Origin of the sequence: Shewanella spartinae, assembly GCF_019457555.1 — a bacterium.
In the GTDB taxonomy this organism is placed as follows: Bacteria; Pseudomonadota; Gammaproteobacteria; order Enterobacterales; family Shewanellaceae; genus Shewanella; species Shewanella loihica.
This window is the reverse complement of sequence record NZ_CP080418.1, coordinates 3,140,334-3,155,180: the sequence shown is the minus strand read 5'-3', so window position 1 is coordinate 3,155,180 and position 14,847 is coordinate 3,140,334. Positions and strand designations below refer to the sequence as shown.

Genomic DNA, 14,847 nt, shown 5'->3' with positions numbered 1-14,847 from the left:
CTTACTTTTTAGCCTGACAGACATACACTCGAACCTTTGATTGTTACAAGGTATTGAAAAATATGGATATGTCTGTTTGGCATAAGCTTTGCTTTACCTGAATCCAGTTATAATAGATAAACAGGACGTGAAAGTGAAAACAAAATTAATAACAGCATTGGTCTTCGGCGCGACCAGTTTAGTGCTATCTGGGTGTGTATTGAATGTGGGTGAAGGTGACAAGGGCTGGAGCACGGGTAATTCTTGGGAGCGCGTGCAGGAGCAAAATCGCGTGAATTTGTCTAAGTTGTCCTTGGGGATGACGCGCGATCAGGTGATGACGCTTATGGGCACCGCCGATTTTAACGAGGCCTATACCAAGCAAGATAAGACGATCAACGTGCTCTACTACCGTACCCAGCGTACGCGGGAAGATGGCACCACCACCAAGGATGAATGCACGCCTATCGTGATCACAGACAATCGCGTCGTGGGCTGGGGTGAGAAGGCCTACCACAACATGTAATGGATACTCTTTAGTAAAAAGGCAAGCCAGTTCGGCTTGCCTTTTTTGTATAAGCCATTCACAAGTGAGACTTTTCGAAGCCAATTTTTAAGCCTATTCTTTAGTCCCAGATACCCGAGTCATAAGAGGATGTTTAAGCCTCGCTATCTAAGTGCGAAGCTGGGCATCGAGGTGATCGATCACCTCTGTCCACATGGCATCTTCTGCTAAGGCTTCGGCTAAAAAATTCCTCTGGGCCTGGGTCCAAAAGGGGGCCTCGGCGATATGGATCTCCGCGGCGATGGAATGCTGCTTGATGAAAGCCTCAACGGCATCGGGTTCACTCGGCAGGCCGAGTTGGTCAAATAGGGTGGCTAGATCCGGTTGTGTGATGTCCATCTTATCCCTCGCTTGTTGATGATGAGGTGCTTCTATTTAGTATGCGATAAATTGATAAAGTTTCGAATCGATTAAAGTTTGCACTTTTTTACAAGCTTGTTACATTGGACCATGTTGATCTGGATCAAGGAATAACAGCAATGATGACAACAGCTACCCCACCTGTTAACGAAACCTATAAAGCTGTCTATTTAACCGCCGAAGACCTACGCGTCGCCGCCTCGATTCTCTATAACGCCTACCATGACGACCCCTTCTTTATTGCTGCCCTGCATAAGGGAGACAAGGCGCAATATGAGCAGAAGCTACGCGGTGCCATTCGCGAGGAACTGCACACCCTGTGGCAAGAGGAGCAGGCATTGATTGGCCTGTTTGAGGAGGAGCGCCTGATTGGCTTGGCCTGTATCGTGACCCAGCAGGTGCCATTGGGGGAGGCCAGATACTGGCATTGGCGCCTGAAGATGTTGTTGAGCGCCGGCTGGCAGTCGACCCAGGCGCTGATGAAGAAAGAATCTTCGATTCTAGAGCATCTACCCAGCACTCAATGTGGCATATTGCAGTTTATTGCCGTCACACCGATCGAGCAGCATAAGGGGTTAGGTAGACGTTTGATCCAGGCGGTGATGAGCTGGTGTGACGAGCAACCCGAGCTCGAAGGGGTTGGGGTTTATGTGACCCAAGATGATCATGCCCACCTGTTTTCCTCCATGGATTTTGCCCCCATCGAGCGCCTCGTTATAGGCGGCGTGCCGGGCGAGCTGCTTTTCTACCGGAGCCCTGAGATTGAGTAAGCGCTACACCAGCTTCAAAGACTTCTATCCCTTCTACCAGTCGCAACATAGGGATCCCAGATGCCGCGCCTTGCATTATGTGGGGAGCCTGTCAGTGATCGCGCTCCTGGTGGTGGCCTTAGTGCTGGCCAAGTATTGGCTACTCTGGCTGCTGCCTGTTCTGGGTTATGGCGCAGCCTGGATAGGGCATTTCGTGTTTGAGCGAAACCGGCCGGCAACCTTCGAGTACCCTTTATACAGCTTCTTTGCCGACTGGGTTATGTTGGCCCAGTGGCTAACGGGCCGTCGATGACAGCTTTATCCCGCGACTGTCACGGGGGAGGTCGTGTGATCACAGACATCATTATAAAACCCTTAAGATGTGCCTACTCACAATTTGCCAAGCCGTTTGTGAGAGATCGCTTACAAACATGTGAGTCTTTCTCCTGAAATTAACCCTGTTTTCGCCTGCGGATATTTGAATATCATTAATGTTCAATAAGTTAACTGCATATTTGTCTTTGGCTAAAATTTAAGCTGTTCACAATTGTTTTTGATGGCGTACATTCTGGCGCAGCGGTAAGTATACTGAACTCAAGTTAAGGAGCTTACTTAAGCAATACGGACGGCGAAGGAAAGCCAAGGATAGCAAGATTGTCGAGGAAGCGAGAATCTTAGCGTCAGGGATGAGAGCAGGATGCTTTAGGACGATAGGCGATAGGGATTATCGCGAAATGGACTTCAGCTAAATGGACTGTTTCTAAAAGGATTGTCACTCAAGGGATTGTGAGTGTAACCAAGGATGTTTATCAAGGAATTGCTTACCAGGGAACAGGTAAGAGTAAGCATAATTGGATAATGGCAGGACGCGTTGGAGCCCATAGGATGTGGGAGCGTGGTTGAATGAGTCGACCACCCAGGGAAGAATAAGACAGGATGTCTCAGGAATTGGAGACGGCAGGACGCCGATGTGATCAGGATGATGCAGGGAGCACGGCGATAGCAGGATGGCTAACACAAGAGTATAGAAAGGCGCACTATAAAGTGCGCCTTTTCTTTTTCTGCTCGATTTTTTTAGCCCTTCTTTTTAGCTGGGGAATCCAGAGTTCTGGGGGCATTGAGTGAAAGGTTTTGCTGGAGTTGGCCTTTGCTCACAGAAAGTGCCCGCCGCCGTGTGAGACATCTCTTACATTGATGTGCGAGATAAAGCTGATAACATGCTGTCTATATCTGTAACCTTGCTTATTTATTATTAAATTCATGCGCTTACTGTTAATTACCAAGATGGCAATAATGTGACTCCTTAAGCAGAATTTTTTCCATCCCTATTATTGGGCGACAGGGACACTAGAATTAACAGTGTTCAAGGATGAATGCGCAGGGAAGGGTCAGGATGACCTACACATCATCAGGATGATGATGGCAAGGATGGTACAAGGATGGCAACTCACGGAAGAGTCGACAACTAGGGAAGGCCGAACACTCACGGATGATGGATATCTACCTAGGATGGTAGATGACAAGGAGTGTAGGAAAGGAATCCCAAGGAAGAGACTGGACATGCTTAGGGATTAAGCAAACTTGGTAAATGGATGATCAAGCTCAGGGACGGTACCTTAGTATGGAAGTGCTAAAAGGTACAAGGAATAGATGGACCAAGGAAGATGCAAGGAGCATAAATTCGCAAGGATGGAGCAGGGAGCACTAAAATAGCTGGATTGCTTAGCGAAAAAGATAGAAGGCGCGACTCTTAATTGAGCCGCGCTTTTTCTTTATCTGGGTTTTAGAACAGTAGCTCTGTTGTAATGGCAGGTGCCTGGATTTATACCAATCACGGTAAGTAAGTGATCAGAAATAGCGCGGGAAAAACGTTCGAGAATAAGGCAGCATTTTTTGATAAGTAGTTATTCTACAATCAAAAATGATAACACCGTTATCGGACGTTTTAACAAGCTAGCATGATCAGTTATTTACTACGATTGGTATTATGCATGGCTGCAGACTGACTGTTAATTTGAGTAAGCATTGGAATGCGAGGCAGCCGTCGATGCGTGCTTGATGGCTTATTTGCAGCCGCCAGAGTTGCAACCGCCGCGACTGCCACAACTGCCGCCGACCGAACCTCGTGCCTCTGGGGCTTGCAACCATTCGGGTTCGGGAAAGATAGGCCACTGAATCTTCTCTATCTTCTTACCATGCATCCAGATATGGGCGCGATATTGATTGATACCGTCGGTGCTGAACTCCATCAAGAACTTGGCTTTCCAGGTCAGCCCGCTAGTGCCCCCTACGCTGGGGCGGGCAGATTCCATGGCGATAGCCAGGAGCTGCACTCGCTGCTTCTTACATTCACTGCTGGCAAATACCCGGCTCAGTTCGGCCATCTGGCGTAATTGCCAGAAAAAGGCAGCAATGATCACCAGCGCGGCGATCATTAAAAAGTCTGTCATCATGCTTTGGTCACCCTAAAGAGTCCACCTATGGCATTGGCGAGGGCCTGGCTGCGTTCGCTGTCTCTTAATGCCATCAAGAGTTGAGTTCGTATCGCTGGAATTGCCACAATATCAGCAAAGATCTGGTTAAAGAAGCCCTGGGGTTGTTTTGCTAAGGCCTCGAGATAGATCTTGCGAGACTGATCGTCTTTTAATGCGGTCCAATTTCGGCCCGCTATGGTGATCAAGGCGTTGTCATCCAGCGCATCTTGCTCATCCAGGTACTGTATCGCTTGCTGAGCAAGGGCTGGCGCCGAGGCTAAGGCGCGCAGGTAGTAGAGTCTATGTTCGGGACTGGCTTGATAAAACGCGCTTAACAGCCGCTCGGCTAAAGGCGCCTCGAGTGTGATGTGCTCCAGCTGTTGGCACAGGGCTATCTTGACTTCGTCTGCGCTGTGTTCAAAGGCGTTAAGCAGCTGCTCATTGTGGTCGAGCGCCGTGGCGCGCACACAGATATCCGCTAATCCCTGTAACCCCACATCTTGCCAACGCTCAGGTGAAACTTGCCCCGATAGGTATTGATAGGCAAATTCATATTGCGCCGAGGCGGGTAGGCCCAGCTGTTTACGTACCAAGGCGTTGAAGAGCGCAAGTTTCTCCGCACTCGGTTTAAAGGCGAAAGGATGGTTGGCGAGCTTGTCTTGCTGATCTTGTGAGAGTGCCTGGGTTGGATCGCTGCCCAGCGCCTCTATCACCATACGAATAAACTGGGTTCTCGGCGCAGGTGAGAGTAGGCCTCGTTCATCCAAGGGGAGCTTAAGGAACCAGATGAAGTGTTGGTTGGAGTCGTCCCAGAAGACGATGGCAAATTGGGCATGGCCTTGGATAGGCGAGGGATAAGGGGCCTGGAGCGCCTCAATCTGGGAGAAGGCCATCATGTCAATATGCTGTACCCGGCGGCCGAGATCATAGACTTGGAATTGGGTGTTAGCCGTGCTGAGAAATTGAGTAAGAGTGGTAATTTCAGTCATTAGAATGCCGTTTTACTTACAGGGAACAGATTAAATGGCGCTTATTATAGGGAGAAGTCCGCTGAGATGGTACAATTTCGGCCGAAATAGCTCGCAGGCTAAAGTTCTTGTACTGACTCATGTGCTGACTTGGGTTCATGTAAAGGCTTAGGCGCCACGGCGATCATTATCATTGAGGTGAGTGTGTCTCTCTATACCGAAAAACAGCTGGGGCTTATCGAAGCCGAATTGAAACGACTGCATTTGTGGCAAGACCAGCCGCCTTCTGCCGAGGCGATGGCGGACCCGACGCCCTTTGCCTGCGAGTCGATGACATTTGAGCAGTGGTTGCAGTTTATCTTTCTGCCCAAGATGGGCGAGATCATCGCGGTCAATGGCGCGCTGCCCAGTCAGATTGCCTTGGCTCCCATGGCCGAGCATGTGTGGCAAGGTAGGGCCGAGATGCGAGTATTAATCACCATTATTAATCAATTAGATGAGCATTTGAGTGGATCTAACTAACCCTGAAACCATGGAAAACCTTAATGAGCGGCTAGCTGGCGACGATGACAGCCTTGTCGTCGAAGCGGCACCGACAATCGAGATCCTCTATGAAGATGACGATCTTGTCGCCATCCACAAACCCGCTGGTCTGCTGGTGCATCGCAGCTACCTTGCGCGGCGGGAAAAATATTTCGCCATGCAGATGACGCGGGATCTGGTGGGCTGCCATGTGTTTCCCGTCCATCGTCTCGACAGACCGACCTCGGGTGTGCTGCTGTTTGCCAAGAGCAGTGAGATGGCGAACCAGTTGTGTGAACAGTTCGCCAGCAAGTCGGTGCAAAAGCATTATGTTGCTCTGGTCAGGGGGAACATGCACGAGCCTGGGCTGCTGGACTACCCTTTGAAGCAAGAGCTCGACGAGCTGGGTGACAAGAATGTCGACCCTAACAAGGCGGCGCAGGAGGCGCAGACCAGTTATCACCCCTTACTCAATTGTGAGATCCCTTATCCTTCTGGCCGCTATGCCAGCAGTCGCTATGCCTTGGTTCAGCTAACTCCCCATACAGGGCGCAAGCATCAGCTGCGTCGGCATATGGCCCATCTGCGTCATCCCATCATTGGTGATACCACCCATGGTGACGGCAAGCAGAACCGTTTCATGCGCGAGCATAGTGGCATCAATCGTTTGTGGCTGATCGCCAAGAAACTTGAGTTCAATCATCCTCGAAGCGGCGAGCGAATAGCGGTGGAGACAGAGCTCGAGGCCGAGTGGCTGTCGCTGTTTGAACTGTTCGGCTGGGATGACCAGCAGCTGAGTGGCGAACAAGCGTTACTTATCTGTGAGGCTTAATGTTTTAGGCATAAAGGTAACGCTAAACAGCGAGCGCAAAACGGCGTGCGCCTAGATAAGTTTATTCCGCCTAACCCTAAAGGCCCGTGACTCGATACTTGAAGTTCGGGCTTTAGGGTTACTTGACCAGCGCGCAGGCCGATTTGATGGCTGTGAGGGGCGATAGCTTCTCTTCGGGGAGGTCAATTTCTGATGGGGGATGCGGGTTGAGCGAGAGGGACTGAACGGTTCTGAAATAACACATGCGCCTGATGTGCGCGCTGCGGTGAACATGCTTTAGATGTTTCTGTCGGCTCGAATGTCGCATCGAATTGATCCTTGAAACTCAATAACCTAGTGTAGCTATCAAGCTTTCAATAAAGTATGTTTAGAGTATAAGTAATTAATGCGCTAAGGGCTAAGTAAAACATGAGAAAAGTGAATCTGGTATATGGAACTGTCTATGGCAATGCACAGTTTGTTGCCGAGACCCTACAAGAAGAGCTATTGGCCAAAGATATCCAGGTCACTCTGATGACACCAGAGACCCTCAACGGCTTCGTTCCGCCCGAGGATGAGTTGCTGCTGGTGGTCACCTCTACGACGGGGCAGGGCGATTTGCCCGATGATATCAGCCCCTGGTTTGAGACCCTGAGAGGCGAGGCACCTTACCTGCCAAAGCTGGAATATGGCGTCGTGGCGCTGGGGGACTCGAGCTATGAGACCTTCTGTTTTGCCGGTATACGTTTCGATGAGTTGTTAACTGAGCTTGGCGGCACGCGCATAGGTGAACTGCTTAAGATAGATGCCTGTGAGACGATGGAGCCGGAAGTAGAAGCAAAAGCATGGTTAACCCAATGGACCCAACTCATCAACGACCACGCGGCCGACTAAGCCGGATCAGTCGTCAATGGTTTAAGTTTGCCCAGCGGCTGAGCCAAGCGCTGCTGCTGCCTATCGCCATCTTGCCCGCGGCGGGGGTAATGATTGGCCTGGCAACCAACCCCATTCCTTTTATTTCGGCGGATCTCGCCACGCTCATGTGGACCGTGGGCAACCTGGTTTTCTCCATGATGCCCATGCTGTTTGCGGTCACTATTGCCATAGGCTTCTGCCGAGATCAGGGGATAGCCGCCTTCAGTGCGGTCTTCGGCTATGGAGTCTTCTTCTCTAGCCTGTCGGCGCTGGCGAAGATCTATCATTTGCCGACCGAGATGATCTTGGGGCAGGCCACCATAGACACGGGCATTGCCGGTGGCATGATGGTAGGTGCCTTTACCTGTCTGGCGGTTAAGCACAGCGAGCGTATACGCCTGCCGGCGGTATTTTCCTTCTTCGAGGGACGCCGCTCGGCGCCGCTGTTAATGCTGCCGATGGCCATCTTGCTGGCCTACCTGTTTCTGCTCCTGTGGCCTTTATTGTCTAGTTGGATCGAGCAGATCTCTAACTGGGCCGTCTATCAGGAACCCGCCTCGGCCTTTGCCGTATATGGCATGGTGGAACGCTTGCTGATCCCACTTGGGCTACACCATATCTGGAATGCCCCTTTCTACCTGGAAATGGGGCAGTATTTCAATGGCGATGAGTGGGTCAGAGGCGAAGTGGCCCGCTATCTGGCCGGCGACCCACAGGCAGGTAATCTGGCCGGTGGTTATCTAATAAAGATGTGGGGCCTGCCCGCAGCCGCGCTGGCCATCTGGCGCTGTGCCGATAAACATGAGCGCAACCGGGTCGCCGGGATCATGCTGTCGGCGGCCACCGCCTGTTGGCTGACCGGGGTCACCGAGCCCATCGAATTTGCCTTCATGTTTGTCGCCCCGCTGCTGTTTATTCTGCATGCCTTGATGACGGGGATTGCCTATGCGGTGACGATTTCGCTGGATATCCACCATAGCGTAGTGTTTTCCCATGGCTTAGTCGATTTCAGTCTATTGCTGGGACAGTCCAGAAATGTAGAATGGTTTTTGATCCTCGGCCCCCTCACGGCGGTTATCTATTATCTGGTGTTTCGCGGCGCCATCTTGGCGTTTAACCTCAAGACCCCGGGACGCATGGAGGCGGGCAGCGGCCAGCGGGCCGGGCTGATCTCCATGATCACCGCCTTGGGTGGACAGGATAATATCAATGAATTAACCGCCTGCCTGACACGACTACGCATCAGCGTGAAACACGCCGAGCTGGTGGATAAGGCCCAGCTCAACAAGCTGGGCGCCAAGGGTGTGGTATTGGTCGGCAACGGGGTTCAGTTGGTTTACGGCACGAAAGCGGAGAGTATTAGGCGCTTATTGCAGCGCTATCTAGATAGGCACAAATCGTGAATTTGAAAGGTTAGACATTTAGAGGTAGAGAAGATGCAACAGAGAGTATTAATCACAGATTGTGCCGACGCACCAGGACTTATCACTAAGATCACGGGTGTCTGTTATGCCCACGGGCTCAATATCGTTAAGAACAGTGAATTTGTCGACAATGCTCAGGGGCGATTCTTCATGCGCACCGAATTGGAAGGGCTGTTCGACGAGGCGAAGTTCCTGGCCGATATCGATGAGGTGCTGCCTGAGCAGCGTCATCGTAAGCTGGTGGTCAAGGGCAAGAAGCGCGTGGTGGTGATGGTGACCAAGGAGGCCCATTGCCTCGGGGATATCCTGATGAAGGCCTATTATGGTGGCCTGGATGTGGAGATCGCCGCTATCGTCGGTAATTACGACACGCTCAAGCCGCTAGCTGATAAGTTTGAGGTGCCTTTCTATTGTGTCTCTCATGAGGGCAAGACGCGTCATGAGCATGAGCAGGAGATGTTAGCCGTGATTGCGCAACATGACCCTGACTACCTGGTGCTGGCGAAATTTATGCGGGTGCTGACCCCAGAGTTTGTCGAGCAATATCCAAACCGTATCATCAATATTCATCACTCGTTTTTGCCAGCCTTCATTGGCGCCTCGCCCTATCGTCAGGCGTGGGAGCGTGGGGTGAAGATCATCGGTGCCACGGCCCACTTCGTAAACAACTGCTTGGATGAAGGGCCGATTATCAAGCAGGATGTGATCCCTGTGGATCACAGTTACAGCGCCGAGGAGCTGGCCAGGTGTGGCCGGGATGTGGAGAAGAGTGTGCTGAGTAAGGCGTTGCAATTGGTGTTGCAGGAAGAGGTGATCGTCTACGGTAATAAGACTGTGGTCTTCTAGTCTGTAGTACCGAGTAAATCTATAATTTATAGTTAACAAAAAAGAGCCTGTAGGCTCTTTTTTATTGGTTTTTAGCTGCAGGTCAGCTTGATGCCCAAGCTTATTAACTTAGAAGTTAACGGCTAAAATCTCTTCGTCACCATAGTTCATGGCGAGATCTTTAATGGTCACAGTACCTAAGCTGTAGCGTTCAATCTTAGCGGCAGTGCGATCGGCGCCGTTGCTCAGAGCAAATTGATGGAAGCTCTGGTCATTGCAGACAAGGCGAGGGAAGACGCGCTGTTTGTTGATGCGATACTCTTTCATTGTACCGTTAAATTCAATAATGCTGTTGCTTGCGCCGGCTTTACATACGGCCACTAAGGTTTTTTCCATATGAGGCGACATGGCGGCTTGTGAAGAAAAAGCCAGTGGGGCTAATGCGATGGCGGCAATCGTTAGTAACTTTCTCATTTTGTGCTCCTAGCATATTTCTGTTGGGATCGACTATGAGTAAAGCCCTTTATTTAGTGAAAAGCTGTTAGCTATTTGTCGCGAAATGTATCGGTATGTGAGGAGTGGATCAGGCTATGTCTGGGAGTAACAGAATGTGTCTGGATATCCCTTTAGAGGTAAAAAAAAGCCAGATAAATACCTGGCTTTTTAAGGTTAGGGTGCGACAGGGATTAATCGACGATGCGTAGCAACTCGTTGATACCTACTTTGCCGCGGGTCTTGGCATCGACCTTCTTCACTATGATGGCGGCATACAAGTTATATTTGCCACACTGAGAGGGCAGGGTGCCTGATACGACAACCGACCCCGCTGGCACGCGGCCATAGTGGATCTCGCCGGTCTCACGGTCATAGATGCGGGTGCTCTGGCCAATGTATACCCCCATAGAGATAACACTGCCTTCTTCGACCACTACGCCTTCGACGATTTCTGAGCGCGCTCCGATGAAGCAGTTGTCTTCGATGATGGTAGGGCCTGCCTGTAGCGGCTCCAACACGCCGCCGATGCCGACACCGCCAGACAGGTGCACGTTCTTACCAATCTGGGCGCAAGAACCTACAGTCGCCCAGGTATCAACCATGGTGCCTTCATCGACATAGGCGCCGAGGTTAACGTAAGACGGCATGAGTACGGTGTTCTTGCCGATAAAAGAGCCTTTACGCACAGCGGCAGGCGGTACTACGCGGATCGCTTCCTGCTTGAAACGTGCCTCGTCATAGTCGGCAAATTTCATCGGTACTTTGTCGAAGAATTTGGTTTCCGCGCCGTCGATCACCTGGTTGTCGAAGATGCGGAAAGAGAGTAATACGGCTTTCTTTAGCCACTGGTGTACATGCCATTGGCCGTCGATCTTCTCGGCGACGCGCGCTTCACCTGTGTCTAGCATGGCGATGGCTTTCTCAACGTCGGCGCGAACACTCGGCTCGACCGTGGTAGGGGTGATTTCTGCGCGAGCTTCAAAAGCTGCTTCTATACGTTGGCGTAAAGCCTCCATTAACGTCTCCCAATTATCATAAAATTGTCTGTTGATTAAACTTGGTTTTGCGTATCGAGCGCCTTGACCAGTGCTTCACTGAGCGCCTCTTGTTGTGTCTCGTTCAGTTGCTGCCCATCTTGTGTCTGCAACATAAAGAAATCTTCGGCGCGCTCGCCTATGGTGGTGATCTTCGCCGCCAACAGGGTGATCTCACAACGATAGAAGATATCCCCCACCTTGGCCAATAGTCCTGGGCTGTCCAGGGCGATCAGCTCCATCATGCTGGTGCCTTGTTTGCGCGCCGGCAGGAAGCTTACCTGGGTCGGTACCCTGAAAGGTTTCATCTTACGCGGCAGCTTCTTAAATTTCGGCAGTTTCGCCGTGTCATTGCTTAAGGCTTTCACCAGTGCCTTCTTGATCCCCTGGATACGGGAGATCTGCGACACCGGGCTGCCATCTTGCTCTAAAATGACGAAAGAATCCAGTGCGTAGCCATCTTTTGAGGTCATGATGCTGGCGTCATGCACGTTAATGTTCTTGTTATCCAGCACCGCCATCACTGTGGCAAATAGCTTTGGCTTATCCTGACTGTAGACAAACAGCTCGGTGCCGCCGCGGGTGGTGTGCTTGGAGATCAGCACCAGGGCCTCATCGTGCTTGTGTTTGAGTATCGCCTCGGCGTGCCAGGCCACCTGATTGGGCTGATGACGCAGGAAATAGTCGGCCTTGAATCGTTGCCACAGGGTATCAAGACTCTTCTCCTTGATCCCGCGGCGCAGCAGCTCCTTCTTCGCCTTGCCCTGATGCTCGCGCACGCGGGCGCGAATATCCACCGGCTTCTCCTTGCCCCTGGCAAGCACCCTCTGGGTGGAGAAGTAGAGATCCCGCAGCAGCGAGCCCTTCCAGTTGTTCCAGGTCTTCTCGTTGGTGGCGCAGATATCGGCGACCGTGAGGCAGTAGAGGTAACTCAGGTGCACGGCGTCACGCACCCTGTCGGCAAACTCGGCCACCACATCGGGATCCGAGATATCCCGGCGCTGGGCGGTGACCGACATCACCAGGTGATTTTCCACCAACCAGCTCACCAGGCGACCATCATGCTTGTTGAGGCCATGCAGATCGCAAAACTCTTGGGCATCGACGGCGCCGAGTTTACTGTGATCGCCGCCGCGTCCCTTGCCGATATCGTGGAAGATGGCCGCAAGCACCAGCAGCCCCTTCTTCGGCAGCTGATTGATCAGTATGGAGCCTAAGGGGAACTCATCCTTCTGCTCCGTCTGTGAGAATCTGTCGATGTTGAGCAGCAGTCTATGGGTATGCTCGTCGACCGTGTAGGCGTGGAAGAGGTCGAACTGCATCTGCCCCTCGATGTTGCGCCAGGCTGGCAGGTAGGCCGACAGTATGCCGTGGCGGTGCATCAGGGAGAGAGAGGCTATGCCCCGAGGGTGGCGCAAGATCTCCAGAAACACCTTGCGGCAATCCTCATTGTCCATCAGCGGCGTCTGCTGGGCGCGACGGGCGCGCCTTAGGCTGCGCAGGGTAGGGGCGTAGATCCCCTTGATATTAGAGTTGCGCGCCGTGTGCAGGAAGAGGCGCATGATCTCTACCGGGTCATGGAACAGATCCGCCTGCAGGGATTCGATAAAGCTACCGCGGCGCTGGTAATCCTCGTCTATGGGCTGGATCTCCAGCTCCTTGGTGTGGCCCAGGGTCGCGCGCTTGAAGAGTTGCAGCAGCATCTGATTGAGCTCCATCACCCGGCGCACGGTGCGATAGTAACGCTTCATCATCTGCTCGACCGCAAGTTGGGTCTCGTCCTTGTAGCCGAGCAGCTCCGCCACCTGACGCTGCAGGTCGAACAGCAGGCGGTTCTCGTCGCGCCCCGAGATAAGGTGCAGGGCAAAGCGCAGCTGCCACAGATAGCCCTGACACTCCAGCAGCTCCTCGAGTTCATCCTGCTCGAGGAAGCCATGGGCGACCAGCTCCTCGGCGCAGCTGGCATCGAAGTAGCGCATCGCCACCCAGGTGATGGTCTGAATGTCTCTCAGGCCGCCCGGGCAGGATTTGAGATTGGGCTCGAGATCGAAGGCGCTGGCCTTGGCATGGCGCGCCACCTGTTCATCGCGCTTGGCGACAAAGAAGTCGCTAGCGGGCCAGAAATCGCCCTCACGCACCTTGTCATACAGAGTATTAAACATCGCCTGGGGGCCGCAGAGTAATCTGGCTTCCAGCAGGTTGGTGGCGATGGTGATGTCGGCCTTGCCCTGAGCTATGGTCTCATCAATTGTTCTGACGCTGTGACCCACCTCGAGGCCCGCATCCCAGAGGAAGGCGATAAACTGACTGAGTTTAGCTTCGTCGCTGGATTCGAGCGAACCTTGGATAAGAAACAGCAGATCCACATCGGATTGGGGATGCAGTTCCCCCCGGCCATAGCCGCCGACGGCGATTAGCGCCACGGGCGTGGTATCGAGTTGATGGGCTTGCCACTGGGCAATAAGGAGTTCATCGACGAAACGGCAGCGTTGGCTGACCAGGGCGGTCACAGATTCGCCGGCGCTGAAACGTTCTAGGAGTTCTTGATTTTGTTGTTTTAGGGCGTTCTTAGCTGTTAGCGCAGTGTTCATTGCAGTCCTTAACCTCAGAGCGAGCATAGCAGGCCGGATGGCCTGCTATGGGAGTAAACCACAATTTAGCTGCGTGTGCGATTAGTGGTTGATGATGCGGGGGAAGTTTTCTTCTTCGCGCAGGGTCAGGACCTCTACACCCGTAGGGGTGATCAGCAAAGTGTGTTCCCACTGAGCCGAGTTTTTACCGTCAGAGGTGGTCACCGTCCAGTTGTCGTCCTTGTCCAGTACGCTGGTGTGACGACCGGCGTTGATCATCGGCTCTATGGTGAAACACATGCCAGGACGCAGTACCGTCTTGTCATTGTTCTTGTAGTGCATCACCTGCGGCTCCTCGTGGAAGCCGGCGCCGATGCCGTGGCCACAGTAGTCGGTGACGATACTGTATTTTTCCAGGCCGGTTTTCTTGCTCTTGATATATTTCTCGATGATGGTGCCGATCTCGCCCAGTTTCATGCCTGGACGCACCTTCTTGATCGCCTCATACAGGCTTTCCTGAGCCACGCGGCACAGGCGCTTGTCTTTGGCGCTGACGTCACCGATGAGGAACATCTTAGAGGTGTCGCCATGGTAGCCATCTTTGATCACTGTGATGTCGATATTGATGATGTCGCCATCTTTCAGGGCGCGATCGCTTGGGATGCCGTGGCAGATCACTTCGTTGATGGAAGTACAGATAGATTTAGGAAAGCCATGGTAATCTAACGGGGCCGAAATTGCGCCTTGCTCTTCGGTATATTTCGCACAGATATCATTGAGTTCGTTTGTGGTTACCCCGGCCTTAACATGGGGGGCAATCATCTCTAATACCTCGGCGGCCAGCTTGCCTGCCGCGCGCATTTTTTCGATCTCTTCGGCTGTTTTTATCACTATACTCATTAAGCTTTCTCTGTTGTGTCGGTAGTCGAATTTGGGGCGCCTCAAGGCGCTAAAAATTTGTGTTGGCGCCGATATTATGGTATAAAGCGCGCCGTTATGTTTGACTCTTGCCGATGAGGTTCATTATGACCCCATCTTGGAGCGAATGTGGCGGCCATTATACATGGCTATGACTAAATACTAAATCACACACGTATCGACACGTTCTTCGGGGTGCCTATTTAGGTCGGAGATATGGGATGCGTGGAGGTCTAAC

15 protein-coding genes are annotated in these 14,847 nt (G+C 52.2%); 8 read left to right on the top strand and 7 right to left on the bottom strand.

Going from position 1 to position 14,847, the window contains the following annotated elements:
• Positions 1-133: 133 nt before the first annotated feature.
• Entirely contained in the window at positions 134-505 is a 372-nt protein-coding gene (locus K0I31_RS13780) for a DUF3192 domain-containing protein (RefSeq protein ID WP_144200280.1), read from the top strand.
• 147 nt (positions 506-652) lie between these two features.
• Here the strand turns inward: K0I31_RS13780 and K0I31_RS13775 are convergent, their stop codons facing one another.
• On the bottom strand, positions 653-883 hold the full coding sequence (locus tag K0I31_RS13775) for a DUF2789 domain-containing protein (protein ID WP_220078748.1): 231 nt from the start codon (positions 881-883) through the stop codon (positions 653-655).
• Positions 884-1,023: 140 nt separating this feature from the next.
• Between K0I31_RS13775 and K0I31_RS13770 the strand changes: the two genes are divergently transcribed.
• Together K0I31_RS13770 and K0I31_RS13765 are read left to right on the top strand one after the other, a co-directional pair.
• Complete coding sequence (locus K0I31_RS13770) at positions 1,024-1,674, top strand: GNAT family N-acetyltransferase (protein ID WP_011866445.1); 651 nt, start codon at positions 1,024-1,026, stop codon at positions 1,672-1,674.
• The gene (locus K0I31_RS13765; protein ID WP_220078747.1) at positions 1,667-1,966 is read left to right on the top strand and encodes an Mpo1-like protein; all 300 of its coding nucleotides are present in this window, start codon (positions 1,667-1,669) and stop codon (positions 1,964-1,966) included. The genes K0I31_RS13770 and K0I31_RS13765 overlap by 8 nt, the downstream gene beginning before the upstream one ends.
• A gap of 1,750 nt (positions 1,967-3,716) precedes the next feature.
• Here K0I31_RS13765 and K0I31_RS13760 read toward each other — a convergent pair.
• On the bottom strand, positions 3,717-4,106 hold the full coding sequence (locus K0I31_RS13760; protein ID WP_220071911.1) for a DUF3301 domain-containing protein: 390 nt from the start codon (positions 4,104-4,106) through the stop codon (positions 3,717-3,719).
• A complete protein-coding gene (locus K0I31_RS13755) occupies positions 4,103-5,116 on the bottom strand; it encodes a DUF3549 family protein (RefSeq protein WP_220078746.1) in 1,014 nt (337 codons plus the stop codon). The genes K0I31_RS13760 and K0I31_RS13755 overlap by 4 nt, the downstream gene beginning before the upstream one ends.
• Positions 5,117-5,299: 183 nt before the next feature.
• Here K0I31_RS13755 and K0I31_RS13750 point away from each other — a divergent pair, with 183 nt between their 5' ends.
• The 5 genes from K0I31_RS13750 (at position 5,300) to purU (ending at position 9,613) form a co-directional block, all read left to right on the top strand.
• Positions 5,300-5,617 carry a YqcC family protein gene (locus tag K0I31_RS13750; protein ID WP_220078745.1) on the top strand — a complete coding sequence of 106 codons (318 nt, stop codon included), beginning with the start codon at positions 5,300-5,302 and terminating at the stop codon, positions 5,615-5,617.
• A gap of 10 nt (positions 5,618-5,627) precedes the next feature.
• Positions 5,628-6,449, top strand: coding sequence for a tRNA pseudouridine(65) synthase TruC (gene truC / locus K0I31_RS13745; RefSeq protein ID WP_220080855.1), 822 nt, complete (start codon positions 5,628-5,630; stop codon positions 6,447-6,449).
• Between the two features lie 408 nt (positions 6,450-6,857).
• Positions 6,858-7,322 carry a flavodoxin gene (locus K0I31_RS13740; protein ID WP_011866439.1) on the top strand — a complete coding sequence of 155 codons (465 nt, stop codon included), beginning with the start codon at positions 6,858-6,860 and terminating at the stop codon, positions 7,320-7,322.
• Positions 7,274-8,746: a PTS transporter subunit EIIC gene (locus K0I31_RS13735; protein WP_220071908.1), complete on the top strand. Its 1,473-nt coding sequence runs from the start codon at positions 7,274-7,276 to the stop codon at positions 8,744-8,746. Before K0I31_RS13740 ends, K0I31_RS13735 begins: the two co-directional genes overlap by 49 nt.
• Positions 8,747-8,779: 33 nt before the next feature.
• Positions 8,780-9,613, top strand: coding sequence for a formyltetrahydrofolate deformylase (purU, locus tag K0I31_RS13730; RefSeq protein ID WP_220078744.1), 834 nt, complete (start codon positions 8,780-8,782; stop codon positions 9,611-9,613).
• Positions 9,614-9,721: 108 nt separating this feature from the next.
• Here purU and K0I31_RS13725 read toward each other — a convergent pair whose 3' ends face one another.
• The 4 genes from K0I31_RS13725 to map all read right to left on the bottom strand — a co-directional run bounded on the left by K0I31_RS13725 (position 9,722) and on the right by map (position 14,636).
• Positions 9,722-10,066: a DUF3718 domain-containing protein gene (locus K0I31_RS13725; RefSeq protein WP_220078743.1), complete on the bottom strand. Its 345-nt coding sequence runs from the start codon at positions 10,064-10,066 to the stop codon at positions 9,722-9,724.
• Between the two features lie 212 nt (positions 10,067-10,278).
• On the bottom strand, positions 10,279-11,103 hold the full coding sequence (gene dapD, locus K0I31_RS13720; RefSeq protein ID WP_144200295.1) for a 2,3,4,5-tetrahydropyridine-2,6-dicarboxylate N-succinyltransferase: 825 nt from the start codon (positions 11,101-11,103) through the stop codon (positions 10,279-10,281).
• Between the two features lie 35 nt (positions 11,104-11,138).
• Positions 11,139-13,712 (bottom strand): bifunctional uridylyltransferase/uridylyl-removing protein GlnD, encoded by a 2,574-nt coding sequence (gene glnD, locus K0I31_RS13715; RefSeq protein WP_220078742.1) that lies wholly within the window; start codon positions 13,710-13,712, stop codon positions 11,139-11,141.
• Positions 13,713-13,793: 81 nt separating this feature from the next.
• On the bottom strand, positions 13,794-14,636 hold the full coding sequence (map, locus tag K0I31_RS13710) for a type I methionyl aminopeptidase (protein WP_223294717.1): 843 nt from the start codon (positions 14,634-14,636) through the stop codon (positions 13,794-13,796).
• Positions 14,637-14,847 lie beyond the last annotated feature (211 nt).

Excerpts from the sequence above, each read along its gene's own strand:
- K0I31_RS13775 (WP_220078748.1), bottom strand. The coding sequence starts at position 883 with ATGGACATCACACAACCGGATCTAGCCACCCTATTTGACCAACTCGGC.
- K0I31_RS13770 (WP_011866445.1), top strand. The coding sequence starts at position 1,024 with ATGATGACAACAGCTACCCCACCTGTTAACGAAACCTATAAAGCTGTC.
- K0I31_RS13760 (WP_220071911.1), bottom strand. The coding sequence starts at position 4,106 with ATGATGACAGACTTTTTAATGATCGCCGCGCTGGTGATCATTGCTGCC.
- K0I31_RS13755 (WP_220078746.1), bottom strand. The coding sequence starts at position 5,116 with ATGACTGAAATTACCACTCTTACTCAATTTCTCAGCACGGCTAACACC.
- truC (WP_220080855.1), top strand. The coding sequence starts at position 5,628 with ATGGAAAACCTTAATGAGCGGCTAGCTGGCGACGATGACAGCCTTGTC.
- K0I31_RS13740 (WP_011866439.1), top strand. The coding sequence starts at position 6,858 with ATGAGAAAAGTGAATCTGGTATATGGAACTGTCTATGGCAATGCACAG.
- K0I31_RS13735 (WP_220071908.1), top strand. The coding sequence starts at position 7,274 with ATGGTTAACCCAATGGACCCAACTCATCAACGACCACGCGGCCGACTA.
- purU (WP_220078744.1), top strand. The coding sequence starts at position 8,780 with ATGCAACAGAGAGTATTAATCACAGATTGTGCCGACGCACCAGGACTT.
- K0I31_RS13725 (WP_220078743.1), bottom strand. The coding sequence starts at position 10,066 with ATGAGAAAGTTACTAACGATTGCCGCCATCGCATTAGCCCCACTGGCT.
- dapD (WP_144200295.1), bottom strand. The coding sequence starts at position 11,103 with ATGGAGGCTTTACGCCAACGTATAGAAGCAGCTTTTGAAGCTCGCGCA.
- glnD (WP_220078742.1), bottom strand. The coding sequence starts at position 13,712 with ATGAACACTGCGCTAACAGCTAAGAACGCCCTAAAACAACAAAATCAA.